The 25996-nt window shown below is 64.0% G+C and carries 24 protein-coding genes; 11 read left to right on the plus strand and 13 right to left on the minus strand.

Features of this window, described 5'->3' with window-relative positions:
• Nucleotides 1–61: 61 nt before the first annotated feature.
• Nucleotides 62–772, minus strand: coding sequence for a response regulator transcription factor (locus tag GWK63_RS00075; RefSeq protein WP_007397227.1), 711 nt, complete (start codon nucleotides 770–772; stop codon nucleotides 62–64).
• A 243-nt stretch (nucleotides 773–1015) separates the two neighbouring features.
• Between GWK63_RS00075 and GWK63_RS00080 the strand changes: the two genes are divergently transcribed.
• The 5 genes from GWK63_RS00080 to metK all read left to right on the plus strand — a co-directional run bounded on the left by GWK63_RS00080 (nucleotide 1016) and on the right by metK (nucleotide 7348).
• The gene (locus GWK63_RS00080) at nucleotides 1016–1621 is read left to right on the plus strand and encodes a nucleotide exchange factor GrpE (protein ID WP_007397226.1); all 606 of its coding nucleotides are present in this window, start codon (nucleotides 1016–1018) and stop codon (nucleotides 1619–1621) included.
• Between the two features lie 185 nt (nucleotides 1622–1806).
• Nucleotides 1807–3714: a molecular chaperone DnaK gene (gene dnaK / locus GWK63_RS00085; RefSeq protein ID WP_007397224.1), complete on the plus strand. Its 1908-nt coding sequence runs from the start codon at nucleotides 1807–1809 to the stop codon at nucleotides 3712–3714.
• Nucleotides 3715–3901: 187 nt separating this feature from the next.
• On the plus strand, nucleotides 3902–5035 hold the full coding sequence (dnaJ, locus tag GWK63_RS00090) for a molecular chaperone DnaJ (RefSeq protein WP_007397222.1): 1134 nt from the start codon (nucleotides 3902–3904) through the stop codon (nucleotides 5033–5035).
• Nucleotides 5036–5217: 182 nt separating this feature from the next.
• Nucleotides 5218–6012 (plus strand): 4-hydroxy-tetrahydrodipicolinate reductase, encoded by a 795-nt coding sequence (gene dapB / locus GWK63_RS00095; RefSeq protein WP_039998537.1) that lies wholly within the window; start codon nucleotides 5218–5220, stop codon nucleotides 6010–6012.
• Nucleotides 6013–6160: 148 nt separating this feature from the next.
• Nucleotides 6161–7348 (plus strand): methionine adenosyltransferase, encoded by a 1188-nt coding sequence (metK, locus tag GWK63_RS00100; RefSeq protein WP_007397219.1) that lies wholly within the window; start codon nucleotides 6161–6163, stop codon nucleotides 7346–7348.
• A gap of 33 nt (nucleotides 7349–7381) precedes the next feature.
• Here the strand turns inward: metK and GWK63_RS00105 are convergent, their stop codons facing one another.
• Entirely contained in the window at nucleotides 7382–7546 is a 165-nt protein-coding gene (locus GWK63_RS00105; protein WP_166498078.1) for a hypothetical protein, read from the minus strand.
• On the opposite strand from GWK63_RS00105, the gene trmB reads away from it, so the two are divergent.
• Complete coding sequence (gene trmB, locus GWK63_RS00110; RefSeq protein ID WP_112209808.1) at nucleotides 7547–8251, plus strand: tRNA (guanine(46)-N(7))-methyltransferase TrmB; 705 nt, start codon at nucleotides 7547–7549, stop codon at nucleotides 8249–8251.
• A gap of 95 nt (nucleotides 8252–8346) precedes the next feature.
• Here the strand turns inward: trmB and GWK63_RS00115 are convergent, their stop codons facing one another.
• Together GWK63_RS00115 and GWK63_RS00120 are read right to left on the minus strand one after the other, a co-directional pair.
• Nucleotides 8347–9288 (minus strand): SDR family oxidoreductase, encoded by a 942-nt coding sequence (locus tag GWK63_RS00115; protein ID WP_112209810.1) that lies wholly within the window; start codon nucleotides 9286–9288, stop codon nucleotides 8347–8349.
• Entirely contained in the window at nucleotides 9285–9953 is a 669-nt protein-coding gene (locus GWK63_RS00120; protein ID WP_007397215.1) for a DedA family protein, read from the minus strand. The genes GWK63_RS00115 and GWK63_RS00120 overlap by 4 nt, the downstream gene beginning before the upstream one ends.
• A 96-nt stretch (nucleotides 9954–10049) precedes the next feature.
• Between GWK63_RS00120 and GWK63_RS00125 the strand changes: the two genes are divergently transcribed.
• On the plus strand, nucleotides 10050–12041 hold the full coding sequence (locus GWK63_RS00125) for a S9 family peptidase (protein ID WP_112209812.1): 1992 nt from the start codon (nucleotides 10050–10052) through the stop codon (nucleotides 12039–12041).
• A gap of 119 nt (nucleotides 12042–12160) precedes the next feature.
• Here GWK63_RS00125 and rfaE1 read toward each other — a convergent pair whose 3' ends face one another.
• The 5 genes from rfaE1 to GWK63_RS00150 are packed head-to-tail and all read right to left on the minus strand — an operon-like array spanning nucleotide 12161 to nucleotide 17889.
• Nucleotides 12161–13597 (minus strand): D-glycero-beta-D-manno-heptose-7-phosphate kinase, encoded by a 1437-nt coding sequence (rfaE1, locus tag GWK63_RS00130; RefSeq protein WP_112209815.1) that lies wholly within the window; start codon nucleotides 13595–13597, stop codon nucleotides 12161–12163.
• A 40-nt stretch (nucleotides 13598–13637) separates the two neighbouring features.
• Entirely contained in the window at nucleotides 13638–13823 is a 186-nt protein-coding gene (locus tag GWK63_RS00135; RefSeq protein WP_166498079.1) for a hypothetical protein, read from the minus strand.
• Nucleotides 13824–13829: 6 nt separating this feature from the next.
• Entirely contained in the window at nucleotides 13830–15305 is a 1476-nt protein-coding gene (locus GWK63_RS00140; protein WP_007397210.1) for a sugar porter family MFS transporter, read from the minus strand.
• 58 nt (nucleotides 15306–15363) lie between these two features.
• Complete coding sequence (locus GWK63_RS00145) at nucleotides 15364–16803, minus strand: protein adenylyltransferase SelO (protein ID WP_112209816.1); 1440 nt, start codon at nucleotides 16801–16803, stop codon at nucleotides 15364–15366.
• Nucleotides 16804–16830: 27 nt separating this feature from the next.
• Entirely contained in the window at nucleotides 16831–17889 is a 1059-nt protein-coding gene (locus tag GWK63_RS00150) for an enoyl-CoA hydratase/isomerase family protein (RefSeq protein ID WP_007397207.1), read from the minus strand.
• Nucleotides 17890–18012: 123 nt separating this feature from the next.
• Here GWK63_RS00150 and GWK63_RS00155 point away from each other — a divergent pair, with 123 nt between their 5' ends.
• The 4 genes from GWK63_RS00155 (at nucleotide 18013) to GWK63_RS00170 (ending at nucleotide 21486) form a co-directional block, all read left to right on the plus strand.
• On the plus strand, nucleotides 18013–18498 hold the full coding sequence (locus GWK63_RS00155; protein WP_034930215.1) for a flavin reductase: 486 nt from the start codon (nucleotides 18013–18015) through the stop codon (nucleotides 18496–18498).
• 395 nt (nucleotides 18499–18893) lie between these two features.
• On the plus strand, nucleotides 18894–19403 hold the full coding sequence (locus GWK63_RS00160; protein WP_007397203.1) for a transcriptional repressor: 510 nt from the start codon (nucleotides 18894–18896) through the stop codon (nucleotides 19401–19403).
• Between the two features lie 59 nt (nucleotides 19404–19462).
• Nucleotides 19463–20011 (plus strand): hypothetical protein, encoded by a 549-nt coding sequence (locus tag GWK63_RS00165; RefSeq protein WP_223846593.1) that lies wholly within the window; start codon nucleotides 19463–19465, stop codon nucleotides 20009–20011.
• 44 nt (nucleotides 20012–20055) lie between these two features.
• Nucleotides 20056–21486 carry a sugar porter family MFS transporter gene (locus GWK63_RS00170; protein ID WP_007397201.1) on the plus strand — a complete coding sequence of 477 codons (1431 nt, stop codon included), beginning with the start codon at nucleotides 20056–20058 and terminating at the stop codon, nucleotides 21484–21486.
• A 105-nt stretch (nucleotides 21487–21591) separates the two neighbouring features.
• On the opposite strand, the gene GWK63_RS00175 is transcribed toward GWK63_RS00170, so the two are convergent.
• The 4 genes from GWK63_RS00175 to trpB form a co-directional block, all read right to left on the minus strand.
• Nucleotides 21592–22914, minus strand: coding sequence for a bifunctional folylpolyglutamate synthase/dihydrofolate synthase (locus GWK63_RS00175; protein WP_007397200.1), 1323 nt, complete (start codon nucleotides 22912–22914; stop codon nucleotides 21592–21594).
• 24 nt (nucleotides 22915–22938) lie between these two features.
• Nucleotides 22939–23808 carry an acetyl-CoA carboxylase, carboxyltransferase subunit beta gene (gene accD, locus GWK63_RS00180; RefSeq protein WP_007397199.1) on the minus strand — a complete coding sequence of 290 codons (870 nt, stop codon included), beginning with the start codon at nucleotides 23806–23808 and terminating at the stop codon, nucleotides 22939–22941.
• Between the two features lie 71 nt (nucleotides 23809–23879).
• Complete coding sequence (trpA, locus tag GWK63_RS00185; protein ID WP_007397198.1) at nucleotides 23880–24704, minus strand: tryptophan synthase subunit alpha; 825 nt, start codon at nucleotides 24702–24704, stop codon at nucleotides 23880–23882.
• Nucleotides 24701–25930: a tryptophan synthase subunit beta gene (trpB, locus tag GWK63_RS00190; protein WP_007397197.1), complete on the minus strand. Its 1230-nt coding sequence runs from the start codon at nucleotides 25928–25930 to the stop codon at nucleotides 24701–24703. The genes trpA and trpB overlap by 4 nt, the downstream gene beginning before the upstream one ends.
• Nucleotides 25931–25996: the final 66 nt, after the last annotated feature.

The following is a 25996-nucleotide window of genomic DNA, read 5'->3' on the forward strand; positions in this document are numbered from 1 at the left end:
GCCTGCGCAGGGGGGGCGGCAGGGGAAGGGAGGACAGGAAGGAACGCGGCATCCGGCGGGGTCATTCTTCCTTGTAGCGGTAACCGATTCCGTACAGCGTCTCGATCTGGTTGAACGCGTCGTCCACCTGCCGGAACTTCTTGCGCACGCGCTTGATGTGGCTGTCGATCGTGCGGTCATCGACATAGATGTTCTCGCCATAGGCCGCATCGATCAGCTGGTCACGCGACTTGACCAGTCCGGGGCGCGCCGCCAGGGCCTTGACCAGCAGGAATTCGGTGACCGTAAGCTGGATGTCGCGGCCATGCCACAGGCACTGGTGGCGGGTCTCGTCCAGCGACAGCGCGCCGCGCACCATGGTGCCGGTGGGGCTTATGCCGGCGGCCTCGCTGCGGCTCACCTCGTTGCGGCGCAGCAGCGCGCGGATGCGTTCCAGCAGCAGGCGCTGGGAAAACGGCTTGGTGATGTAGTCATCCGCCCCCAGCCGCAGGCCCATGAGCTGGTCCACCTCCTCGTCCTTGGAGGACAGGAAGATGACCGGCAGCTGCGAGCGCGCGCGCAGGCGCTGCAGCAGCTCCATCCCGTCCATGCGCGGCATCTTGATGTCGAGCACGGCCAGATCCGCCGGACGGGACGACAGACCGTGCAGCGCACTCTCGCCATCGGTATAGGTGCGGACAATGAAGCCTTCCGCCTCCAGCGTCATCTGCACGGAGGTCAGGATGTTCCTGTCATCGTCAACCAGCACGATCGTCTGTTTCGTTGGCTCCATGGGGGGTCTCTTTTTGCTCCTGTACCGATCCGGTCATGACCGCCGGTACCTTGCCCGGCAGGCGGTTGCAGCATAGCGTCATATCCGCCCGCATGTCATGAGGGGATGCGGGTTCCTGCTTCACTGGAGTGACAACGTCATTCCGGCTGCCCCGTTCACGGCGGGTACGTTGCGCAAAATCGGCATGCCTGCCGCAGGCGCAACGCCTTGTCCATCGGCCAGCCGTTACCTACTTGTAAGAGCATGAGCGAGAACACAGACCCCAACCCCTTTGCCGGAACCCCCGAGGGCCACGGCACACCTTCATCCCATGCGGCGGCCCAGCCGGAGGCACCCGGTGCCGCCCCCGCGCAGGAAAGCCCGGTCGATGCCCGCATAGCCGAGCTTGAGGCCGAGGTGGCGGCCCTGCGTGACAAATGGGTCCGCGCGGAAGCCGAGACCCAGAACGTGCGCAGCCGCGCCAAGCGCGAGGTGGAGGACGCGCGGCAGTACGCCGTGCAGAAATTCGCCAAGGACGTGGTCGAGGCCGCCGACAACCTCAAGCGCGCGGTGGCCAGCCTCCCCCCCGCCACCGAAGGCGAGGACAGCCTGCTGACCCGCATGCGTGAAGGGATCGAGAGCACGGAGCGTTCCTTCGTCGGCATCCTTGAGCGCAATGGCATCAAGGCCGAAGACGCGAAGGGCAAGCCGTTCGACGCCAACCTGCATCAGGCCATGTCCGAACAGCATAGCGACGAACATGGCCATGGCACCGTGATGGAAGCCTGGACCCCGGCCTGGACGCTGCACGGGCGGCTGCTCAAGCCGGCCATGGTTGTCGTCTCCAAGGGGCCGGCGCAGGCAGGCTGAAATCCTGCCGGGCGGTGTCCCGATCCTCTTGAAAGGGGGGAGCGGGTTGCCTACATCGATAATAACAGCCGGGAATACGGGCGGATGTGGAACGACAGTCCGCCCCATGCCCCGGACGATAGGAAAGAAAGGGTCTGTCCCGATGCTTCGGGTCCGGACAGGCCGCTGAAAAGGAGAGTATCCATATGAGCAAGGTTATCGGTATCGACCTTGGTACGACCAATTCCTGCGTTGCCGTACGGGAAGGCGACGAAACCCGCGTCATCGAGAACAGCGAAGGCGCACGCACCACCCCGTCCATGGTGGCGTTTACCGACAGCGGTGAAATGCTGGTTGGCCAGGCCGCGAAGCGTCAGGCCGTCACCAACCCGGCCAACACCCTGTATGCGGTCAAGCGCCTGATCGGCCGCCGCTACGACGACCCGACGGTCACGAAGGACAAGGAACTTGTCCCGTACGCCATCGTCAAGGGTGACAACGGCGATGCATGGGTGGAAGCACAGGGCAAGAAATACGCCCCGGCACAGATTTCCGCCTTCATTCTGGGCAAGATGAAGGAAACCGCCGAGTCCTACCTCGGTGAGAAGGTGACCCAGGCGGTCATCACCGTTCCGGCCTACTTCAATGACGCCCAGCGTCAGGCCACGAAGGACGCGGGCCGTATCGCCGGTCTGGAAGTGCTGCGCATCATCAACGAGCCGACGGCGGCAGCCCTTGCCTACGGGCTGGAGAAGAAGAACGGCGGCACCATCGCGGTCTATGACCTTGGTGGCGGCACGTTCGACGTCTCCATCCTCGAGATTTCCGATGGCGTGATCGAGGTGAAGTCCACCAACGGTGACACCTTCCTTGGTGGTGAGGACTTCGATGCCCGCATCATCAGCTACCTGGCCGACGAGTTCAAGCGTGAGCAGGGCATCGACCTGCGTCAGGACAAGCTGGCCCTGCAGCGCCTGAAGGAAGCGGCGGAAAAGGCGAAGATCGAGCTGTCCTCCTCCAAGGAGACCGAGATCAACCTGCCGTTCATCACCGCTGACGCGTCCGGCCCCAAGCACCTTGTGCTCAAGCTGACCCGCGCCAAGCTGGAAAGCCTGGTGGATGACCTGATCCAGCGCACGCTGGAACCCTGCCGCGCGGCGATGAAGGATGCGTCCGTTTCCGCCGGCGAGATTGACGAGGTTGTCCTGGTCGGCGGCATGACCCGCATGCCCAAGGTGATCGAGGCGGTCAAGCAGTTCTTCGGCAAGGAACCCGCCCGCAACGTGAACCCCGACGAAGTGGTCGCCATTGGTGCTGCGGTGCAGGGCGCGGTGCTGCAGGGTGACGTCAAGGACGTGCTGCTGCTGGACGTGACCCCGCTGTCGCTGGGTATCGAGACGCTGGGTGGCGTGTTCACCCGCCTGATCGACCGCAACACCACGATCCCGACCAAGAAGAGCCAGACCTTCTCCACGGCCGAGGACAACCAGAGTGCCGTGACCATCAAGGTCTATCAGGGCGAGCGTGAGATGGCGGCTGACAACAAGCTGCTGGGCAACTTCGACCTGACCGGCATCGCGCCCGCCCCGCGTGGCGTGCCGCAGATCGAGGTGACGTTCGACATCGACGCCAACGGCATCGTGTCCGTCTCGGCCAAGGACAAGGCGACCGGCAAGGAGCAGCAGATCAAGATCGCGGCCTCTGGCGGCCTGTCCGAATCCGATATCCAGGCGATGGTGAAGGATGCCGAGGCGAATGCCGCGGCGGACAAGGTCAAGAAGGAGCAGGTCGAGGCCCGCAACCAGGCCGAAGGTCTGACCCATCAGGTCGAGAAGTCCCTGTCCGAAGCGGGGGACAAGGTTCCGGCTGCTGACAGGACCGAGGCGGAAGCGGCGATTGCCGAAGTTCGCAAGGCGCTGGAAGGCACCGATGCCGAGGCCCTGAAGACGGCGACCGATCGCCTGACGCAGGTTGCGATGAAGGTTGGCGAGGCTGTCTACAAGGCAGGCCAGGCCGAAGGTGCCGCGCCGGGTGCCGCCCCCGGCGGCGCACCGAAGGACGAAAAAGTGGTCGATGCCGACTTCGAGGACGTGGACGACTCCAAGAAGTCCTGATCGCCGCAAGGCGTCCATACAGGCTCCGGAAGGAAGGGGTGGCCCGGGTGGCCACCCCGCCCTTTCACCAGGGTGGCGCCCGTGCTTCTGTGAAGACGGGCGCTTTTCATATTCTGACCAACCATTACCCGGAACGCGAGGTGCGCGCCGCATGAAGACGGGCCGCCGCGTTTGCTAGAGGATCCCCATGGCCACCAAGATAGATTATTATTCAGTCCTTGAGGTTTCGCGCGATGCCAATGGCGACGAGATCAAGCGGGCGTATCGCAGGCTGGCCATGAAATACCACCCCGACCGCAATCAGGGCGATGCGGAGGCGGAAGGCAAGTTCAAGGAAATCAATGAAGCCTATGATGTCCTGAAGGACGAGAACAAGCGTGCCGCCTATGACCGCTTTGGCCATGCCGCCTTCGAGGGCGGTGGACCGGGCGCCGGGGCCGGCGGGTTTGATTTCGGCGGCGGGGGCCTTGGCGACATCTTCGAGCAGATGTTCGGCGACATGATGGGCGGCAGGCGCGGTGGCCGCCGTTCGGGTGCGGACCTGCAGGTGCAGGTGACCATCACCTTTGCCGAGGCCTTTGCCGGGGTAAAGAAAAAGATCACCGTGCCCAGCCGGGTCACATGTGAAAGCTGCGACGGCACCGGATCGGCCGACAGGGACCAGCCGCCCGAGACCTGCCCGTCCTGTCATGGCGCGGGCAAGGTGCGCGCCCAGCAGGGCTTTTTCTTTGTGGAACGTCCCTGCCCCACCTGTCATGGCACGGGCCGCCTGATCCGCAATCCGTGCAAGGAATGCCACGGCACCGGCACGGTGGAAAAGAACCGCACCATTGAAGTCGCCATCCCCGCAGGGGTCGAGGACGGAACCCGCATCCGCATGTCTGGCGAGGGCGAGGCGGGCGGCAAGGGCGTGCCGGCGGGTGACCTGTATGTCCATGTAACGGTGGAAGCGCATCCCATCTTCCAGCGTGATGGGTCCAACATCTACTGCCGCGTGCCCGTGCGCATGGCGCAGGCCGCACTGGGTACCGAGATCGAGGTGCCGGTGGTTGATGGGTCACGCTCGAAGGTCAAGATCCCGGCAGGGACCCAGACAGGCGAGCATTTCCGCCTGCGTGGCAAGGGCTTCTCGGTGCTGCGTTCATCCGCGCGGGGCGACATGTATATTCAGGTGGTGGTGGAAACGCCGCGCCACCTGACCAAGCGCCAGCGCGAGCTGCTGGAGGAATTCGAGGGCGATGCCTCGGGCCATGCCAAGGGCAGCCCCGAGAGCACGGGTTTTTTCAGCAAGGTGAAGGATTTTTTTGAGGGAAAGCTGTAGGTCCCTGTCCTTCCGCCTTGGCTGGCATGCCGGGGTGGTGGTTGAAAAGACTGGTTATTCAGGTGTAGGGTCAGGGCACTATTCATGGTGATTCCCCCCAACTCGCACCATGGATAGGTTCAGGCGGCGCGATCCCCCGGTCGCGCCGCCATTTCTGTATCTGGACTGATGGAGAAGACTGCATGGACACGCAGCCATTGCGTATCGGGATTGCGGGCCTGAACGGGCGTGTCGGTCGCCTTCTGGCCGAGGAAGTGCCCGCTGGCGGTGCCCTGCTGGTCGGCGGCACAACGCGCGATGGGGCCCCTGTGACCGGAATAGACTGCCCGGTCTATGCGGATATCTCGGATCTGGCACCGCAATGCGATGTGGTGATTGATTTCACCCATGTAGCGACGGTCGAGACACATGCGATCGCACTGACATTGGCCGGCACCGCGTGGGTACTGGGCACGACCGGCCTGTCCACGCGCGAGCAGCAGGCGGTTGATACCACGGCACGGCGGATTGCCGTGGTGCAGGCGGCCAATTTCTCGCCCGGTGTCACACTGGTCACGCGCCTTGCCCGGCAGATGGGGGCCGCCCTGCCCGGCAGTGATTACGATGCCGAGATACTGGAAATGCACCATCGCCAGAAGGTGGATGCCCCCTCGGGCACGGCGCTGGCCATGGGGCGCGCGGTGGCCGAGGGGCGCGGCATCAGGCTGGAAGAGCATATTGAAAGCGGGCGTGACGGCCATACCGGCCCGCGCACCGATGGCGCGATCGGCTTTGCGGCGCTGCGCGGTGGCCAGATCGTGGGGGAACATTCGGTCATCTTTACCTCCAGCCATGAACAGATCAGCCTGACCCACCGCTCGTTTGACCGCAGGGTTTACGCCACGGGTGCCGTGCGGGCGGCGCAGTGGCTGCGCACACGGCCACCCGGCCTGTATGACATGGAAGACGTGCTGGGCCTGAAGCAGCCGACGCGCTAGATCCGCCTGCATTCCATGGGGCAGCGGGATGGTGCCATTCGGGGAAATGGCTTGACGCCTGAACAGCTTTCGGCCAAACGCATGCGATCATGCGCCGGGTTCCGCAGGCGTCAATCATCCTACTCCATATGAGGCAGACAGGACCATCATGCGTAATAAAGGCGATTTTCTGTTTACATCGGAATCCGTATCCGAAGGGCATCCTGACAAGGTCGCCGACCGGATCAGTGATACCGTTCTGGATGCATTCCTGACGGCAGACGGTGAATCGCGCGTTGCGTGCGAAACGATGGTCACCACCAACCGCATCATCCTGGCGGGTGAAGTGCGTGGTCCGTCCTCCGTCACGCCCGAACTGCTGATCGAGGGCGCGCGTGAGGCGGTGAAGGATATCGGCTACGATCAGGCCGGCTTCTCATGGCGCAATGCCGAGGTGGAATACTACCTCCACGCCCAGTCCGCCGATATCGCCGTAGGCGTTGACAGCGCGGGTGAGAAGGACGAGGGCGCGGGCGACCAGGGCATCATGTTCGGCTTCGCCACGCGTGAGACCGAAAGCCTGATGCCGGCCCCGCTGTTCTACGCGCATGACATCCTTCACCGCGTGCGCGACCTGCGCAAGGCGGGTGATCCGCGTGCGGCAGCGCTGCAGCCCGACGCCAAGAGCCAGGTCACCCTGCGCTATGTCGATGGCAAGCCGGTTGGCGCCACCTCCGTCGTGATTTCCACCCAGCATGTTGAAGGGGCCAGCCAGGCCACCATCCGTGAGGAACTGGGCAGCATCGTGCGTGATGTCCTGCCCGAGGGCTGGATGCCGCCGGAGAGCGAGTTCTACGTCAACCCCACCGGCATCTTCGTCATTGGCGGCCCGGATGGTGACTGCGGCCTGACCGGGCGCAAGATCATTGTGGACACCTATGGCGGCGCGGCACCTCATGGTGGCGGCGCATTCTCGGGCAAGGACCCGACGAAGGTTGACCGCTCCGCCGCCTATGCCTGCCGCTATCTGGCCAAGAACATTGTGGCGGCTGGCCTGGCTGATCGCTGCACCCTGCAGGTTTCCTACGCCATTGGCGTGTCGCACCCGCTTTCGGTCTATGTTGACCTCGATGGTACCGGCAAGGACGTGGACGAGGAAAAGCTGGGCCGTGTGCTGCGTGAGGTCATGGACCTCAGCCCGCGGGGCATCCGCAAGCACCTGCGTCTCAACCGCCCGATCTATACCCAGACCTCCGCCTACGGTCACTTCGGCCGTACGCCGGATGCGGCGAAGGACGACTTCACATGGGAGCAGACTGATCTGGTCGATGCCCTGCGTGGCGCGTTCAACCGCTAAAAGACAATAAAGGTTTTTGGGTGCCGCCTTTTTTCAAAAAGGCGGCGTTCTTTGAAGCTTTTTGAAAAAAGCTTCACCAAAAACTTCTGTATCAAGGGGGCTTGCCATGGCTGCTTGTAAAAGCGGGTCGTGGCGGCCCCCGCTGCGTTTTTCAATCATGCCGTGTGCTACGGCAGCAGGAGCAGGATTTTCGGACACATGACCGCCTCCGTGGATGTAAAGGCATCGCCAGAACGGCTTTATGGGCGCCAGCGCGGCCATCCGCTGCGCCCGCGCCAGCAGCGCCTGCTGGACCAGACCCTGCCGCGCATGCGTTTCCCCGAGGCGGCGATAACGGACCCGGCCACGGCCTTTGGCCATCAGCCAGCGCAGATATGGCTGGAGGTAGGATTCGGCGGTGGCGAGCATTCGCTGGCCCAGAACGAAGCCAACCCGGATGTGGGCTACATTGCGTGTGAGGTGTTCGAGAACGGCCTGTGTTCCCTGCTGTCGCGCGTCGTGCCCGAAGGGGGGGAAGAAACCGCCCCGGTGCCCGAGATGCTGCGGATCTGGGACGAGGATGCGCGTATCCTGCTGCGTGGCCTGCCCGATGCGTCGATCGACCGGCTGTTTCTCATGTTCCCTGACCCGTGGCCCAAGTCACGCCATGCCAAGCGCCGCTTCGTGCACCCTGAAACGGTAAAGATGGCCGCCCGCATCCTGCGCCCCGGTGCGACCTGGCGTGTGGCGAGCGATGATCCCACCTATCAGGCATGGGTGGAGGAAGTCATGGGCGCGCAGGACCTGTTCAAGACGGCGCCACCTGCGACCGTCCGCCCCGAAGGCTGGCCCCCGACCCGCTATGAAGCCAAGGCCTTCGCCGCAGGCCGCAGACCGCTGTACTGGACCTTCACCCGCCGCTGAGGGAACAAAAGTTTTTGGTGAAGCTTTTTTCAAAAAGCTTCAAAGAACGCCGCCTTTTTGAAAACAGGCGGCACCCGGAAACGTTTATCTGCTGACTACGATAGCGACGTGCCGGTCAGACGCTCGGCCACCTGCCACAGCCGCCGCGCCACCCCCAGGTCGCGCGCGGCAGGGGGAATGAAGGCTTCGCCCACATGCCCCCGGCGTTCGCCGCGCCCGTCTGGGCCGTAATAGCCGCCATCGCGGGCTTCGGGCGCTATGGCGGCGAATTCGATCGGCAGCGCGCCATGGGCTGCGGACTGCCCCATAAGCTTGAACGCCCACACCGCGCCAAGGCGGGTCAGTCTTTCCTGCAGGCCCTGTTTGGATGACAGGCGGCTGGTGGAAATATCCGTCATGGCCCAGCCCGGATGGGCGGCGATGGAGTGCAGGTTCCAGTTATGGGTGCGGGCCTGCCGGTCCAGTTCCAGCGCCAGGATCAGGTCGGCCAGCTTGCTCTGCCGGTAGGCGCGGAACGGGGCGTAACGCCTGCGAGCCTGCAGGTCATCGAACACGATATGGCCATCCAGCGCGGCAAGGCTTGCCACCGTGACCACCCGCCCCCCCTGTGGGGCGGCACACAGCAGTGGACGCAGCCGGGCGGTGAGCGCAAAGGGGCCAAGGAAATTGGTGCCGAACTGCAGTTCGAACCCGTCGCGTGTTTCCAGCCGGTGCGGGGTGCCCATCACGCCCGCATTGTTGACCAGCACGTCCAGCCTGTCGGTTTCCTGCGCCAGTTCATGGGCAAAGGTGGCAATGGCGGACAGGCTGGCCACATCCAGCAGGCGGAAGGAGGCTTTGGCCCCCGGTACGTCGCCCTGAAGCCGCATCAGCGCCGCCATGCCCTTTTCGGGGTTGCGGCCCGCCAGCATGACGGTGGCCCCACGGCTGGCAAGGCCAAGTGCTGTCTCGTAGCCCAGCCCCCCCGTTGCCCCCGTTACCACGGCCAGATGGCCATCCATGCGGGGTGCCTGTTTCAGGCTCCAGTGTCTGGTCATGTCCTGCCCTCCTGCTGTGACTGTTCCATCTCACGCCGTGCGGCGGCTTCCACTTCGGCTGTCAGGCGGCGTTCATGCCGGCGCAGGAACAGGACACCGCCCAGTGCCACCACCGCGCCACATGCCGCCAGCGTCATCCCCGCCGGCCCGGAAATCCGTGTTATCCTGTGCCCCAGATAATAGGCCGCATAGGCATATCCCCCCGCCCAGCATATCCCCCCCAGCGCGTTATACACGATAAACCGGGGCCACGGCATGCGGTTGGCCCCCGCAAGCAGGGCCACGAACACGCGCAGTATGGCAACAAAGCGGCCAAGGCAGACAATAATGCCGCCATACCGCCTGAACAGGAACCGCCCGGCCTGCAGGCGGCCTGCCGTAAGGCCCACCCTGCCGCCCTTGCGTTCAAGCAGCGGGTAGCCCAGCCACCGGCCGATCAGGTAGCCGAAATTGTCCCCCATGATCGCCCCGATGATGGCTGCTGTCGCGACCCATGTGATGTTCATCTTGTGGGTGGCGGCGCAGTAGAGGGCGGCGGAGATGAGGAGGGTCTCCGCCGGAAGCGGAATTCCCATGCTTTCCAGCATGATGGTAACGCCGATTACGCCATAGCCGTAATGCTGGAAAAGATGTTCAAGATGCTGGAGCAGCGGATTACCTGTCACAAAAAAAAGAATTATGTAGGTTACGGACCCAGACCGTGAAACGCGGTTTGCGCAATCCCGATCCCATTGTCACGCACAAATGGCAGGAGCAGACACATGACCCAGTCCGGCGGCAGCGACAGGCCAGCCCCCGTAACCGCCCCGTATGGCACCTGGCCCTCGCCCGTCAGCGTGGAACTGGTGGCGGGAAAGACGGTCTCCCTGTCCGACGTGCGGGTGGACGGGCGTGATGTCTACTGGGTGGAAGGCCGCCCGACCGACGCCGGGCGGCGCGTGCTGGTGCGGGCCCGGGACGGTCATGTGGCGGATGTCACATCCGCCCCCTTTGATGTGGGCACGCGGGTGCATGAATATGGCGGTGGCGCCTATGCCGTATGCCGGGGGCGCATCGTGTTCAGCAACCGGGGCGATGGCAGCGTATGGCTGGTGGAGGATGGGCCGCCGCGCTGCCTGTGTGCGGGTGCCGGGCTGCGGTATGCCGACCTTGCCTTCAGCCCCGACGGGCGCTTCGTGTTCTGCGTGCGGGAGGACCATCGCGCGCAGGACGGGGAACCCGCCGCCGCCATTGTGATGCTGGACTGCACGGATACGACTGATCCCGCCTTCAATACCGGCACGCCGCTGGTGATGGGACCGGATTTCCTGTCCTCTCCCCGTCCCTCGCCCGACGGGCGGTACCTGGCGTGGATCGAATGGGATCATCCGGCCATGCCATGGGACAGCACGCGCCTGCGCGCGGCCTCCCTGCTGCAGGAAGGCGATGATCCACCCCGCCTTGCCGCACCGTGGAGTGTCGCGGGGGAGGACGGGCAGGCGGAATCCGTAATCGAGCCCTGCTGGGACCGGTCTGGGCACCTGCTGGCCCTGTCGGACCGTAGCGGATGGTGGAACCTCTACCGCTTTGACACCACGGGCGCGGCCCCCGTGGCCCTGGCCCCCATGCAGGCCGAGATTGGCCAGCCGCACTGGGTGTTTGGCCTGCGCAGCTATGTGCCGCTTGATGATGGCAGCATCCTTGCCATGGTCATCAGCGAGGGTGCGGCCCATATGGTGTCCATCCGTGATGGCGCGGTGGACCCGGTCGCACTTGGCCATCCCGCCGCCTGCCCGCTGCCGGTCGAAGGGGGCGGGTTCGCATGGCTTGATGCGCCGCCCGATGATGCGGCGGCCGTGGTGTATGGCAGGTTAGGGCAGGCTGCCCATGTGCTGCGTCGTGCGGCCACGCTGCCCCTTGCATCGGCCGATATGGCCCGGGCCGAGACGGTCCGTTTTCCCCTGCCCGGGGGTGAGGGAACGGGACACGCCTTTTTCTATGCCCCCGCCAGTGCCCGCTATCAGGGGCCTGCGGGCGGGAAGCCGCCGTTGGTGGTCATGGCCCATGGTGGCCCCACCGGGCGGGCCAGTACGGCGTTTTCGTTCAAGGTGCAGTGGTGGACATCGCGCGGGTTCGCGGTGGTTGATGTCAATTATGGTGGCTCCACCGGCTTTGGCCGCGCCTACCGCCAGCGGCTGGAAGGCCAGTGGGGCGTGGTGGATGTGGATGACTGCATTGCCGCCTGCCAGTACCTGGCCGATGCTGGTCGGGTGGACCCGGCCCGCATCGTCATACGTGGCAGCAGTGCGGGCGGGCTTACGGTGCTGCTGGCCCTGGCGCGTTCCGACCTGTTTGCAGCAGGCACCAGCCTGTATGGCGTGACCGACCTGCGCGCGCTGGCGCGTGATACCCACAAGTTCGAATCCCGCTACCTTGATACGCTGGTTGGTCCCTACCCGGCTGATGAGGCCACCTATCTGGCCCGTTCGCCCATTACGCAGGTGGCGGATATCAGGGTGCCCGTCCTGTTCCTGCAGGGGCTGGATGACAGGGTGGTGCCGCCCGCGCAGGCGGAGTCCATGGTGGCGGCCCTGCGGGCGCGGGGCGTGCCATGCGCGCTGTATGAATTTGCAGGCGAGGGCCATGGCTTCCGGCAGGAAGCGACCATCCGGCAGGCATGGGAACTGGAACTGGCGTTCTACCAGCAGGTACTGAAGCTGCCGGTCCCCCCTGCCCTCAAGGTTGAACTGAGGGTGGATGCATCTGTGGCATAAACCTGCGGCAGCATTTCAGATTGGCAAAAAGGAATAAAAGTTTTTGGGTGCCGCCTTTTTTCAAGAAGGCGGCGTTCTTCGAAGCTTTTTGAAAAAAGCTTCACCAAAAACTTTTTGGGTTATCCAGGGCGTGCGGCTGCGTTGACAAGCGCGGTCGTGGACCGGCCTGATACGATATCAACCAGCACCACGTGGCCGCCACCGGCCTTTACAACATCACCGCCCACCACCTGGTCCTCGCGGTAGTCGGCACCCTTGACCAGAATATCGGGCATGATGGCGCGGATGGCTTCAAGTGGTGTGTCATCATCAAATAGCACCACCAGATCAACGGCGCGTAGCGCGCCGATCACGGCGGCACGCGCCTGTTCATCCTGAATGGGGCGGCTTTCCCCCTTCAGGCGCTTGACGGAACGGTCCGTGTTCAGGGCCACGATCAGCTTGTCCCCCTGTGCCGCCGCCGCCTGCAGGAGTGCGATATGCCCCGGATGCAGCAGGTCGAAACAGCCATTGGTGAACACGACCCGCATGCCATGGTGCCGCCATTCACTGGCGATCGCGGCCGCCTGTTCCAGTGTGACGCGCTTGCCCGAATCCGGCATGTCCTGCATGAGGGCGCGGCTCAGTTCCGCCCGTGAGACGGTGGCGGTACCCAGCTTGCCAACAGAGAGCGAGGCCGCCGTTCCTGCGATGGTCACCGCCGTCTCGACCGGCTGGCCCGCAGACAGGATGGCCGCGACCGTGGCCACCACGGTGTCACCCGCGCCCGATACGTCAAATACTTCGGCGGCTTTGGCGCGCACATGGGTCACAGCCCCGTCCGTGCGCCACAGGGTCATCCCTTCATCGGAGCGGGTCACGAGCACATCGCTACCAGACTGGGCGCCGGCTTCCCGCGCGGCGGCCACGACCTGCCCGTCATCAAGCAGCGGCAGTCCCGTGGCGCGCGCCATTTCCTGCCGGTTGGGGGTAATCAGGCTGGCACCACGATAGGCGGCGAACGTGCTGCGCTTGGGGTCGACAATGACCGGAATGCCCCGGGCACGGGCGCGCGTGAAAATGGCGTCCAGCACACCATCCCCCAGCACGCCCTTGCCATAGTCCGAGCAGACCACGATATCGGCCCGGTCGATGGCGGCATGAGCCTGTTCCACCAGTTGCGCCGTAATGGGCGGAGCGGGTGGTGTGGTGTCCTCGTTATCGATCCGCACGATCTGCTGGAGGCCGCTCATGACACGGGTCTTGGTAATGGTGGGGCGGCCCGCATCCGTCACCAGCCCGGTCGTGTCGATCCGTGGCCAGCGTGCCAGGGTCTGGATGAGTGCGGGGGCGAACTCATCCGCCCCGACCAGGCCGACCAGCAGCACGCGTGCGCCCAGTGCGGCGGCATTTGTCGCGACATTGGCGGCGCCGCCCGCAACAGCCGTAAGCTTTTCATGCAGAAGGATGGGAATGGGCGCTTCGGGCGAGATGCGGCTGACAATGCCGGAAATGTAACGGTCCAGCATCACGTCGCCAATGACGGCGATGGTCCCGAACTGCATGTTTTCTATCATGACCTGTCCATCATTCCCGTGGCCGCCTGCGGCATCCTGATCAGGGGCGCAGGGTTTGCGCAAGCCCCGCCGCATAAAGAAAGCTTTCCCGATCCGCAATCAGGAAAGCCACCTTCAGTTGGCGCAGGATGCGCATTGTGTCAGGACCACAGGAAGAAGTTTTTGGTGAAGCTTTTTTCAAAAAGCTTCGAAGAACGCCGCCTTTTTGAAAAAAGGCGGCACCCAAAAACTTTTATTCTTCTTCTTCCACAATGGCGGTATTGCCGCGCGTGGGGCGGAAGCGGCCTTCGCGCAGCGCTTCCTCGATATCCTCCAGCGAGGCCCCCCGTGTTTCCGGCACCATGAAATACACGAACAGGACCGACAGCAGGTTCACACCGGCATAGAACCACATGGTCCCGCCCAGCGTGATCTTGGTCACCAGCGTCAGCGCCGTGCTGGTGACCAGCAGGTCACTGCCCCACAGCATGGCGGAGTGCAGGCTGGTGGCGTTGCCGCGCATGGACAGCGGGAACATTTCCGCCCCCAGCAGCCAGCCCACCACCTGAATGCCACCAGCATTGAACACCATGAACAGCAGCATGAAGACAATGATCAGCCAGCTTCCCATGCTGCCCGGCTGCGGATGCATGAGGAACATGACGCCAAGCCCGATCAGGCTGAGCACGCTGCCCGGCCCCATCACCAGCACCAGACGGCGGCGGCCGATCCGGTCCACGATGTTCGAACCCAGAATGGTCATGACCAGGTAGATGATCGAGATGCCGATGCTGGCCATCAGCGCCGAGGAACTGCCAAATCCCGCATCCGACAGGAAGGTCGGCGCGTAGTAGATCATCATTTCAAGGCCGCCAGCCTGCGTGAAGAAGGCAACGCCAAGGGCCGCGATCAGGGCCGGGCGCACCCAGGGCTGGCGGATGCCGCGCCAGCCGCTGTCACGCGGGTCGGTTTCCTCATTCGCATTGGCATGGATGCGGCGCATCTCGCGGCGGATGTCACGTTCGGAGGTGCGGATGCGCTGAAGCTGCTCCAGTGCGGAATCAAGGCTTTCATGCTCGGCCGCCCAGCGCGGGCTCTTGGGCAGGAAGAACATGGAGATGAACACCACCGCCGCCGGGATGGCGGCAATCGCCACCATCGGCCGCCAGCCCCACGCATCGCGTGCGGCAAAGCCGATGACATTGGCGGCAAAGATGCCGATGCCGATGGCGATGTTGAACATGGTCACCATGTGCCCGCGCTTGTGGGCGGGAGCCAGTTCGGAAATGTACATCGGCACCACCTGCGTGGACCCGCCCACCGCAAGGCCAAGGAACACGCGCGAGATGATGAGCGTATAGACATCGGGCGAAAAGGCGCAGGCCAGTGCGCCGAGCACAAAGATCGCGGTCACGATCATGATGGATTTGCGCCGGCCGTAATGTTCGGACAGCCATCCGGTCAGCAGTGACCCGATAACCGCGCCCGCCAGGATGGCGGAGGCCACCATCTCCTGCAGGAAGCTGCTCAAGTGGAAATCACGCGTGATGAGTAGCAGGGCGCCCGAGACAATGCCGGTATCGTAACCATAGAGGCCGCCACAGATGGCGGCCACGATGGCTGCGAGCCACAGGGTCTTGCGCGCGTTGGGGGAAATCTCGATCTGTGACAGGTCGGGTAGCGGTTCGGTCTGCTGGTCTGGCCGGGCGGTTGGTACCTGGGTATTCATACGGGGCCTTTCCCTTTCTTGTTGTTATAATAATCCGTGCCCGACCGGTTGGTTCCCCCTATGGCGTAGCCACATCTGGCGGAGACGGCGGGACAAGCGCTGACTTCATGCTGGCGATCTGGCGCATGGCGTCGTGCAGGCCGGACCAGTCATCCGCCGTGGCGATGGGCTGCCACAGGGCTTCCACTGTTTCCACCGGCATCATATGGGGCGTCTCACCGCGAAAATACGGATGCGACAGATCGATACCGGGCGCAGGCTCATGCTGCATGATCCCGTCCCGCAGGGTTCTGAAACCGTCCTGCGCATAGAAGTCGGAACGCAATCCTGACAGGGCACGTTTCTGGCTCTGGGCGCCACCATACCAGTCAAAAAACAGAAATTCAAACCCAATCTGGCTTTCTTCCATGAAAGAAAACAGATCTGTGCGCAGGATGGTCGAAGATTTTCTTGAAATCTCTTTCAGGCCAAGCCGACACAGCACTGAAATATCAAGAAAACGTTCATAACGTTTCCAAAAATCATCAAATATACTTTGGATCTTCTCAAGGGTGGAAAGGGCGATCAGGCATTCCCCCAGCCGGGCCACGTTCCACATCATCGCCTCGGGCTGGCGGCCATAGGCATACAGGCCGGAATGGTCGAAATAGGCGGCGGTGAAGCTGGGGTTGAAGCTGGGCAGGAAGCGCCACGGTCCGTAATCGAAGCTCTCGCCGGTAATGTTGATGTTGTCGGTGTTGAGCACCCCATGCACGAAGCCCGCTGTCATCCATTGCGCCGTCATTTCCGCCATGCGGGTGGTGGCGGCGTCATACAGGGCGGCGGCGGGGTCGGGTTCGTTGGCCAGGTGGGGGTAGTAGGTCTCGATCACATAGGCCACCAGATGCTTCAGGCTGGTGCTGTCCTGCAGGGCCACCAGGCGCTGGAACGTGCCGATGCGGATGTGGGAATGGCTGAGCCGTGCCAGCACGCAGGAGCGCGTGGGCGATGGCTCGTCGCCACGGTGCAGGTTTTCCCCCGTTTCGATCACGCTCAGGGTGCGGGAGGTGCGCACGCCCAGCGCGTCCAGCCGTTCGCTGGCCAGCATTTCGCGCACGCCGCCCTTGAGTGTCAGCCGCCCGTCCCCGCCGCGTGACCATGGCGTGGTGCCGCTGCCCTTGGTCCCGATATCCAGCAGGCGGCCATCCACCGCGTCCAGAAGCTGGGCAAACAGGAAGCCCCGCCCATCCCCCAGGTCGGGATTGTACGCACGGAACTGGTGGCCATGGTAGCGCAGCGCCAGCGGCCGGGGCAGCGAGCCGGGCAGCGGGTCGAAATAGCCGAAATGACGGACCCATTCCGCATCATCCAGTGTGTCGAGGCCGATGCGCGGTGCCACGTCGTTATTGCGGTAGCGCAGGATATGGGCGGGGAAGCGGGCCGCCTGCACCACGTCATAGAATTCATCGCCCAGCCTGCTGTGGTGGGTGGCGGGGTGGTAGTGGTTGGAAAATGGCATTTTGATCTGCTTTATGTGTGATAATGATTAATTACTGTCCGTACTGGCCAGCGGCAGGTTGAGCGAGAAGGCCGAACGCGCCCGCAGGCAGCAGGCGACTTCATGTTCGGAAACATCACGGATGCGGGCGGGTGTCCAGCGGGGGGCGTTGTCCTTGTCAATCAGCAGGGCCCGCACGCCTTCGGCAAAGTCGGGGCGGGCGAGCATGTGGCAGACAAGCTGGAATTCCTGCTCCAGCGCATGGTCCAGATCAGGCAGCCTGCGGGCCGCATGCCATGCGGCAAACGTCACCCATAGTGAGAACGGGCAGGCGCGCTGCATGGCGGCAAGGTCCGCCTGTGCCCAGTCCGCGCCATGGGAACTTAACCGACCCATCAGTTCGGGCATGTCCGGTGCGCTGTAGACCGGGGCGATTTCCGCCGTGTCCGGCCCGGCATCAAGCGGTGGGCACGGGGGCAGGCTGTCCATCACCACGCCTGCGGGCTGATGGGCCAGGGCGTCCCGTATGCTGTCCAGCCGGCTGGAGACCACCTGCCGGTCGGCAAAGCCCGCGGCAAGGGCGGCGGTTGCGTTCATGCGGCCCGCCGTCAGGGCCAGGCGCAGCCCGCTCAGGCCGGGCGCGCGGGAAAGCAGGTACGACCCCCCCGCATCGGGTGTCAGGGCAATGGCGGTCTCTGGCATGGCAAGGCAGGAGCGTTCGGTCACCACCCGGTAACGCACATGCCCCCCCAGCCCGATGCCGCCGCCCATTGCAATCCCGTCCATGAAGGAGACGACAGGCTTGGGATAGCCCGCCAGCAGCGAGGCCATCCGGTAGCTTGTGCGGAAGGGGGTTGCGGCGGCGGCCACGCCCCCGGTTTCCAGCCGGGCGCGGATGGCGCGGATGTCACCACCCGCGCTGAAGGCTTTCGGGCTGGCGCTGTCCAGCAGCACGGTCTCGATGCCCGGATCATCACGCCATGCCAGCAGACAGGCACCGATGGCGTGAAACATGTCCATGTTCAGGGCATTGAGCGCGCGCGGGCGGTTGAGCGTGATGCGCCCCAGCCTGCCGGTATGGGTGATCTCGATCAGTTCAGGCTCCATGCTGCGACTCCTTGCGCGTTTGCAGTGTTCAACCGGGGTAGAATGCGCTACCCCGACTGTTGTCCGGCGTCACGGCTGCGTGCGGACCACAGGCATGCAACAGGGACCGAGGCAGAGCACACCATGGGGATTGACGCCCTCACTTTCCGTAACGCCATGGCGCGTCTGGGCGCGGCGGTAAATGTCGTGACCACCGGCACGCTGGATGATCCGGCGGGTTTTACCGCCTCTGCCGTATGTTCGGTTACCGATACGCCGCCGACCGTTCTGGTCTGCGTCAACCGCGCGTCGCGCGTGCGGGACCGTTTCAGGGTGGATGGGGCCATGTGCGTCAACGTTCTGGCAGGGGACCAGCAGGACATCTCGGGTGTGTTCGCAAGCCCGCTGGAACAGGCTGAACGTTTCCGCGCCGGCCACTGGTCCACGCTGACCAGCGGTGCCCCCGTACTGGAGGAGGCTGTGCTGTCGCTTGACTGCCGGATCGAACGGATTGTGGAGGTTGGCACCCATAGTGTCATGTTTGGCGTGGTGGAAAGCCTGCGCAGCAGCACGCCACGTGGTGGGCTGGTCTATTTCAACCGTACCTACCATACCCTGCCCCACGAATAACACAGGCAAAGGGTAGGGAAGTTTTTGGTGAAGCTTTTTTCAAAAAGCTTCGAAGAATGCCGCCTTTTTGAAAAAAGGCGGCGCCCAAAAACTTTTATTCTTTATCAGGGATTTGTTTTCCCCTCACTCTTAAGGGAAAAACCAGCTTTTTGACGCATGCAGGACCGGATGTGCCGATACCGGAGGGAACGCGCGCCATGGGGAACAGACAGTATACACAGAGCATGTCTGCTGGCAGGGTTCCTGTCTTGACGCTGCACGGGCTGATCTGGATACATGCTGGGCTTGCGCTGTTCGTGGCGCTGATGGCCATGTGGGTGGACCACCTGCCGGACTGACCCCTGCCCCATCGGGCGCAGGGCCTGCCCCGGCGGCCGGATACAGGAGGGCGTGCAGTGACCCGCGTGATACAGATGGATACGGCTGGCCCCCGGCCACAGGCGGGCATGCAGCCCCTGCTCGACCAGGCCAGCCGGCTGTGCCACGAGCGTGGTGTCAGGCTGACCGAAATGCGCCGTCTTGTGCTGGAACTGGTGCTGGCGGCCGAACGTCCGCTGGGTGCCTATGACCTGCTGGAGCAGTTGCGGGCAAGCCGGGGCAAGCCGGTGGCGCCGCCCACGGTCTACCGGGCGCTGGACTTCCTGATGGAACAGGGGCTGATCCACAAGATCGAACGCCTGTCCGCCTTCGTGGGCTGCCGCCACATGCTGGAGTCGGGACATCTATGTCACGGGCATGGCCATGTCCATGCGGCCCAGTTCCTGATCTGCAGCCAGTGCGGACGGGTGACGGAACTGGATGATCCCCATATCCTGAAAGCCCTGGTCGAGGTAACGCGCGCGCGTGGCTTTACGGTCAGGCAGAGCACGATCGAGGCCGAGGGCATGTGTGCCGCCTGCGCCTGATCCGCCGCCCGCAGCAGGCAGGATCATAACGGTTTTCGGGCATGGATTGAGGCACGGACATGGCGCAACGCCGAAAAGGCCGGATGGCGGAACTGCCCTTTGCGCCCCAGCCACGCGCCCGTGGCCCGAAGCGCCGCCCGCGTGGGCCGGATGTGGCCGCATCCCCGCCGCCGGCAGCCCTGCCCCCACAGCCTGACCTGTTCGCGGCCCCCGTGGCTGCGGGGCGCAGGCTGACCTATCTCGATAACGCGGCCCTGGGCCTGGCACGGGTGGACATGCGGGGCTGGCGGGCAGGCGAAGACCCGGACAGCTACCTGTATCATGTAACGCAACGTGACGAGATGGAGACGATACAGGCCCGGGGCACGATCCTGTTTTCCCCCCGCGCGCCGCTGGTGCTGACCGAACGCCCCGGTGTCGCGCCATGGCTTGCAAACATGATGGAAGTCATGGAACAGGACACGATTGCGGGCCATAGTGACGAAACCCCGGTCGTTTTTCGGGTAAAACGATTTTTAATCGATGAACTGCTGGAACATGATCCAGACCGGACGCGAAGATATGGTGTATCGTTTTTTCTGCTGACGGGCCTGACCCGTTCCGACTGACACGATCACCGGCAACAAGAAGAATATTTAAAGGACCGGCCATAATGGACAACAAGACAGCCGCCACTACGCCACCCACCACCAGTTTTGATACGGCACGGCTGCGTACCCTCATCATTGGCTGCCTTGCAGCCCTTGCCGGCCTTATGGCGGGGCTGGACATCGGGGTCATTTCCGGTGCGCTGGACCTGCTGGCCAGCACGTTCCATGCCACGACCATCCAGCAGGAATGGATTGTCAGCGCCATGATGGCGGGGGCCGCCGTGGGGTCGCTGTGCGGGGGGTGGATGTCCCACCAGATCGGGCGCAAGCATGCGCTGCTGGTGGGGGCGGCCGTATTCGTGGCGGGCTCGCTGGCCTGCGCGCTGGCATGGTCGATACCGTCCATGATCGCGGGCCGCCTGATCATGGGGCTGGCCATTGGTGTCGCGGCCTTCACCGCGCCGCTCTACCTGTCCGAGATTGCCAGCGAACAGGCGCGTGGCGCCATGATCTCGACCTACCAGCTCATGATCACGGCGGGCATCTTCATCGCCTTCCTCAGCAATACCATGTTCAGCTATTCGGGTAACTGGCGCGGCATGTTCGCGGTGGCGGCCGTGCCGGGCGTGCTGTTCCTGATCGGGGTGCTGTTCCTGCCCTACAGCCCGCGCTGGCTCATGATGCGTGGCCGCCGCAAGGAAGCGCTGGCCGTGCTGGAGGACCTGCGCAACGACCATGGTGTAGCCATGCAGGAAATCCAGAACATCAGCCGCCAGCTCCAGCAGAAGCAGCGCGGCTGGAGCCTGCTGCGCAACAATGCCAATTTCCGCCGCTCCATCTTCCTGGGCATGGGGCTGCAGGTCATGCAGCAGCTGGCGGGCGTGAACGTGGTGATGTACTACGCACCCAAGATCTTCGCGCTGGCGGGCTATGTCGGCCCCGCGCAGCTGTGGTGCACCGCCATGGTGGGGCTGGTGAACATGCTGGCCACCTTCATCGCCATTGGTCTGGTGGACCGCTGGGGCCGCAAGCCCATCCTGTATACCGGCTTCATCATCATGGCCGTGGGCATGGGGTGCCTGGGCTTCATGCTCAACCGGCCCCATCTGGGGCAGACGGAGCAGATCATCGCGGTGTTCATGCTGCTGATCTACATCTCCGGCTTCGCCATGTCGGCCGGTCCCCTGATCTGGGTGCTGTGTTCGGAGGTGCAGCCGCTGCAGGGGCGTGACCTTGGCATTTCCATCTCCACGCTGACCAACTGGATCGCCAACATGATCGTGGGCGCAAGCTTCCTGTCGCTGTTGCAGTGGCTGGGCAACGGCCCGACCTTCTGGCTGTTTGCCGGGTTCAACCTGTTCTTCGTGCTGGTGACATGGCGCTTCATTCCCGAAACGCGGGACATGTCGCTTGAAAAGATCGAACAGCGCCTGATGGCGGGCCTGCCGCTGCGTGAGATCGGGCGCGGCCGGCCGCTGCCGGATGGCCAGTAAGTTATAAAAGTTTTTGGTGAAGCTTTTTTCCAAAAAGCTTCAAAGAATGCCGCCTTTTTGAAAAAAGGCGGCACCCAAAAACTTTTATCCTGTTTTGTTAAGTTATTAGTCCGGCTGCCAGCCATCAAGCTGTAGCGCTACCCCGGCCAGGTACAGGCTGCCGCATATGATCACCCGCGCCGGGGCAGGGTTGGCCCCCGCGCTGGCCGCCAGATGGGCTAGTGCTGCATGCAGCGTGGGGCCTGCGGTGGCCCGGCCCCCCGATGCGGCTACAATATCGGCCACCGGCTGGGCCAGGTGCTGCCCCGGTTCTGCCACGGCCTGAATGCTGGCGGCCCCCGGTAGCAGTGGCGCCAGGAAGCCGGTGGCGTCCTTTGTCTGTTTCATGCCGATGACCAGATGCGTGGGCCGGTCTGGCCATGCCGCCATGACATGCGCCAGCACCTCGCCCGCCCCGGGGTTATGGCCACCATCCAGCCAGAGTTCCCAACCATCGGGCAGCAGGGCCGCAAGCCTGCCGTTCAGGCGCTGCATGCGGGCAGGCCAGCGTGCCTGCGCGATCCCGGCCCATGCCCTGTCTGGCAGGGCCAGCGGGCTTGCGCGCAGGGTGGCGATGGCAAGCCCTGCGTTATCAATCTGGTGGGCACCGGGCAGGCCGGGCAGCGGCAGGTCCAGCGTGCCATGGGCATCACGGTAGTGCAGGCTGGCTCCATCCGCGCGGGTGGTGATCGACCATTCATGGTCCCGCCGGTACAGGGGGCTGGCCTTTTCACCCGCCGTGCGGGCCAGCACGGCCATGACCTCGGTCGGCTGGCGGCCGGTGGCCACGGGCACGCCGGGTTTGATGATGCCTGCCTTCTCGGTCGCGATGGCCGCAAGCGTGTTGCCCAGAAAGGCTTCATGGTCCATCGAGATGGCGGTAATGGCGCAGGCGGCAGGATGCTGGATGACATTGGTGGCGTCATACCGCCCGCCCAGACCCACTTCCACAATGGCCAGATCCGCCGGATGGCGCGCGCACAGCACGAAGCCGGCGGCGGTCAGCACCTCGAACACGGTAATCGGGGCGCCGGCGTTGATCTGCTCGATTTCCTCCAGCACGGCTGCCAGTTCGCGCTCGGGCACGATCCGGCCCGCGATGCGGAAGCGTTCGGTCACATGCACAAGGTGGGGGGAAGTCAGCACATGCACCCGCCATCCCGCCGCTTCGGCAATGGCCCGCATGAAGGCGCAGGTGCTGCCCTTGCCATTGGTGCCCGCCACATGCACCACGGGCGGCATATGGCGTTCGGGATGGCCAAGACGGGCCAGAAGGTTTTCCAGCCGCGCAAGCGACAGGTCGATCAGGGCCGGGTACAGCCGGTTCAGCCGTTCAAGGATCTGCCCGGTCCGGCCTACGAATTCCGGACCGAGGGTGGGAGCATTCATGCGTGGTGGCCCCAGGGGGAGAGATCAGGCGGCAGCGTGCGGCGTGATGTGGCGGTAGTTGAGCTGGCCGATCAGCCGGGCCAGTGTCTCGTGCAGGTCGCTACGCTTGACCACCATGTCCAGCATGCCATGGTCCAGCAGGTATTCCGCGCGCTGGAAGCCTTCGGGCAGCTTCTCGCGTACCGTATCCTCGATCACGCGCTGGCCCGCAAAGCCGATCAGCGCATTGGGTTCGGCAATCTGTATGTCACCCAGCATGGCGAAGGAGGCGGAAACGCCACCCGTGGTCGGGTTGGTCATCACCACGATATAGGGCAGCCCGGCATCGCGCAGCATGTCCACTGCCACGGTGGTGCGGGGCATCTGCATGAGGCTGATCATGCCTTCCTGCATGCGTGCCCCGCCTGATGCGGTAAACACCACCAGCGGGGCCTGCTGCAGGATGGCCAGGCGGGCGGCGGCGATGAACGCCTCACCCAGCGCAGCCCCCATGGTGCCCGCAATGAACTCGAACGCCATCACGGCCACGACCGCGTTATGGCCACCGATCTGGCCATGGGCGACGACCATGGATTCATCCAGATGCGACTTGGCGCGCTCGTCCTTCAGCCGGTCGGTATAGCGCTTGCGGTCGCGGAAGGAGAGGGGATCAACCGCAACCTTGGGTAGTTCGATGCGGGTGTATTCCCCGTTATCGAAGGTCCATTCCAGCCGCTCGGCCACACTCGCGCGCATGTGGTGGCCACAATGTGGGCATACGTTCAGGGCCTTGCGCAGGTCCTTGGTCAGGATCATCTGCTCGCACGATTCGCAGTTGGTCCACAGGTTGTCCGGCACTTCCCGCTTGAGCAGGCCGCGGATCTTGGGACGGACATATTCGGTCAGCCAGCTCATGGTGCCTCTCCCTTTAAAAGTCTGGGGCCACGTTCAATACAGATAGATGAAGGATTGGGCCAGATCGTCTTTCACTTCTTTACGGCATGCACCGCATCGGCCAGCCCGCGCAGCTGTTCCAGCACGGCCGGTACGGTCCGGCTGGTCGCCTTGCCTTCTTCGTCCAGCGTGGTCTCGAGCGTGTTAAGGAGTGCTGAGGCAACCACGGCGGCATCGGCCACGCGCACGGCATTGGCGGCGAGTTCCGGCGTGCGGATGCCAAAGCCGATGGCGATGGGCAGGTCGGTGGCTTTACGCAGGCGCGGCAGGGCCAGCGCCAGTTCATCGGTGCTGGCGGTGCGGGTGCCGGTCACGCCGGTGATGCTGACGTAATACACAAACCCCGATGCGCCACTGAACACGACGGGCAGACGTTCATCCGGCGTGGTGGGAGCAACAAGGCGGATGATGTCCAGCCCGGCTGCTGCCGCTGGCCCTGCCAGCAGGTCGGATTCCTCCGGTGGCAGGTCAACCACGATCAGGCCGTCCACGCCTGCCTTGCGCGCATCCACGCAGAAGCGTTCCGGCCCGTAGGCCTCGATCGGGTTGGTATAGCCCATCAGGATGATCGGGGTCTCGTCATCGCCTTCACGAAAAGCGCGCACCATTTCCAGCACGCGCTTCATGCTCGAGCCGCCCTTCAGGCCACGCAGCGCGGCCTTCTGGATGGTCGGGCCATCGGCGGACGGATCGGAGAAGGGCACGCCCACCTCGATCAGGTCGGCTCCGGCTCCGGGCATGCCGCGCAGGATGGCGAGTGACGTATCATAATCCGGGTCGCAGGCCTCGACATAGGGGATCAGGGCGCCACGGCCCTGCTGGCGCAGGCTGGCAAAGCGGCGGGCGATGCGGCTCACAGTTTTACTCCCAGGCGTTCGGCTACGGTGAAGATGTCCTTGTCCCCCCGGCCGGAAATGTTGACCACGAGGATCTGGTCCTTTGCCATCGTGGGCGCAAGTTTCGCGGCATAGGCAATGGCATGGGCACTTTCCAGCGCGGGGATGATGCCTTCGGTGCGGGTGCACAGCTGGAAGGCGTCCAGCGCGTCCTGATCGGTCGCACCCACATATTCCGCGCGCCCGATGTCATTCAGCCATGAATGCTCGGGACCGACACCGGGGTAGTCCAGCCCTGCGCTGATGGAGTGCGCTTCCGTTATCTGTCCGTCCTCATCCTGCATGAGATAGGTGCGGTTGCCGTGCAGCACGCCGGGGCGGCCCCGTTCGATGGAGGCGGCGGTCAGGCCACTGTCCAGCCCGCAGCCTGCCGCTTCCACGCCGATCAGTTTGACCTCGGGGTCATCCAGGAAGGGATGGAAGATGCCCATGGCGTTCGACCCGCCGCCAATGGCCGCCACGATCGCATCGGGCAGGCGGCCTTCGGCTTCCATGATCTGCTGCTTCGTTTCCTCACCGATCACGGACTGGAAATCGCGCACCATCTCGGGATAGGGATGCGGGCCAGCCACCGTGCCGACCAGAAAGTAGGTGTCATGCACATTGGTCACCCAGTCGCGCATGGCTTCGTTCATCGCATCCTTCAGGGTGCCGGCACCCGCGGTGACGGGTACCACTTCGGCGCCGAGCAGCTTCATGCGGAATACGTTGGGCTTCTGGCGCTCCACATCGGTCGCCCCCATGTAGATCGCGCATTTCATGCCAAACAGCGCGCACACGGTGGCGGTGGCAACACCATGCTGGCCTGCCCCCGTCTCGGCCACGATGCGGGTGCGGCCCATGCGGCGCGCCAGCAGGATCTGTCCCATGACGTTGTTGAGCTTGTGGGAGCCGGTGTGGTTCAGCTCCTCGCGCTTCATGTAGATCCTGGCGCCGCCAAGCTCATCTGTCATGCGGCGCGCGAACCATAGCGGGCTGGGACGGCCTACATAATCCTTCAGGTAATAATCAAGCTCGCGGCGGAACGCGGGGTCGGCCTGGGTGGCGCGGTAGGCGGTTTCCAGTTCAGCCAGCAGCGGCATCAGGGTCTCGGCCACGAAGCGGCCGCCAAAGATGCCAAACCGGCCGCGATTGTCAGGTCCGCTACGCAGGCTGTTGGTGCCTGCCGGTGTCTGTGTTGCGCTCAACTTCGCTACTCCGCAAGAAAGTGGGCGTGGCTTTGTGTTACAGTCATGCAGCCGTCCCGGGCCGCC

The sequence above is a fragment of the Komagataeibacter rhaeticus genome (assembly GCF_011611525.1).
GTDB classification, from domain to species: domain Bacteria; phylum Pseudomonadota; class Alphaproteobacteria; order Acetobacterales; family Acetobacteraceae; genus Komagataeibacter; species Komagataeibacter rhaeticus.

What these genes read in the sequence shown, in the direction of transcription:
- GWK63_RS00075 (WP_007397227.1), bottom strand. Translation starts at nt 772, where the DNA reads ATGGAGCCAACGAAACAGACGATCGTGCTGGTTGACGATGACAGGAAC.
- GWK63_RS00080 (WP_007397226.1), top strand. Translation starts at nt 1,016, where the DNA reads ATGAGCGAGAACACAGACCCCAACCCCTTTGCCGGAACCCCCGAGGGC.
- dnaK (WP_007397224.1), top strand. Translation starts at nt 1,807, where the DNA reads ATGAGCAAGGTTATCGGTATCGACCTTGGTACGACCAATTCCTGCGTT.
- dnaJ (WP_007397222.1), top strand. Translation starts at nt 3,902, where the DNA reads ATGGCCACCAAGATAGATTATTATTCAGTCCTTGAGGTTTCGCGCGAT.
- dapB (WP_039998537.1), top strand. Translation starts at nt 5,218, where the DNA reads ATGGACACGCAGCCATTGCGTATCGGGATTGCGGGCCTGAACGGGCGT.
- metK (WP_007397219.1), top strand. Translation starts at nt 6,161, where the DNA reads ATGCGTAATAAAGGCGATTTTCTGTTTACATCGGAATCCGTATCCGAA.
- trmB (WP_112209808.1), top strand. Translation starts at nt 7,547, where the DNA reads ATGACCGCCTCCGTGGATGTAAAGGCATCGCCAGAACGGCTTTATGGG.
- GWK63_RS00115 (WP_112209810.1), bottom strand. Translation starts at nt 9,288, where the DNA reads ATGACCAGACACTGGAGCCTGAAACAGGCACCCCGCATGGATGGCCAT.
- GWK63_RS00125 (WP_112209812.1), top strand. Translation starts at nt 10,050, where the DNA reads ATGACCCAGTCCGGCGGCAGCGACAGGCCAGCCCCCGTAACCGCCCCG.
- rfaE1 (WP_112209815.1), bottom strand. Translation starts at nt 13,597, where the DNA reads ATGATAGAAAACATGCAGTTCGGGACCATCGCCGTCATTGGCGACGTG.
- GWK63_RS00140 (WP_007397210.1), bottom strand. Translation starts at nt 15,305, where the DNA reads ATGAATACCCAGGTACCAACCGCCCGGCCAGACCAGCAGACCGAACCG.
- GWK63_RS00145 (WP_112209816.1), bottom strand. Translation starts at nt 16,803, where the DNA reads ATGCCATTTTCCAACCACTACCACCCCGCCACCCACCACAGCAGGCTG.
- GWK63_RS00150 (WP_007397207.1), bottom strand. Translation starts at nt 17,889, where the DNA reads ATGGAGCCTGAACTGATCGAGATCACCCATACCGGCAGGCTGGGGCGC.
- GWK63_RS00155 (WP_034930215.1), top strand. Translation starts at nt 18,013, where the DNA reads ATGGGGATTGACGCCCTCACTTTCCGTAACGCCATGGCGCGTCTGGGC.
- GWK63_RS00165 (WP_223846593.1), top strand. Translation starts at nt 19,463, where the DNA reads ATGGCGCAACGCCGAAAAGGCCGGATGGCGGAACTGCCCTTTGCGCCC.
- GWK63_RS00170 (WP_007397201.1), top strand. Translation starts at nt 20,056, where the DNA reads ATGGACAACAAGACAGCCGCCACTACGCCACCCACCACCAGTTTTGAT.
- GWK63_RS00175 (WP_007397200.1), bottom strand. Translation starts at nt 22,914, where the DNA reads ATGAATGCTCCCACCCTCGGTCCGGAATTCGTAGGCCGGACCGGGCAG.
- accD (WP_007397199.1), bottom strand. Translation starts at nt 23,808, where the DNA reads ATGAGCTGGCTGACCGAATATGTCCGTCCCAAGATCCGCGGCCTGCTC.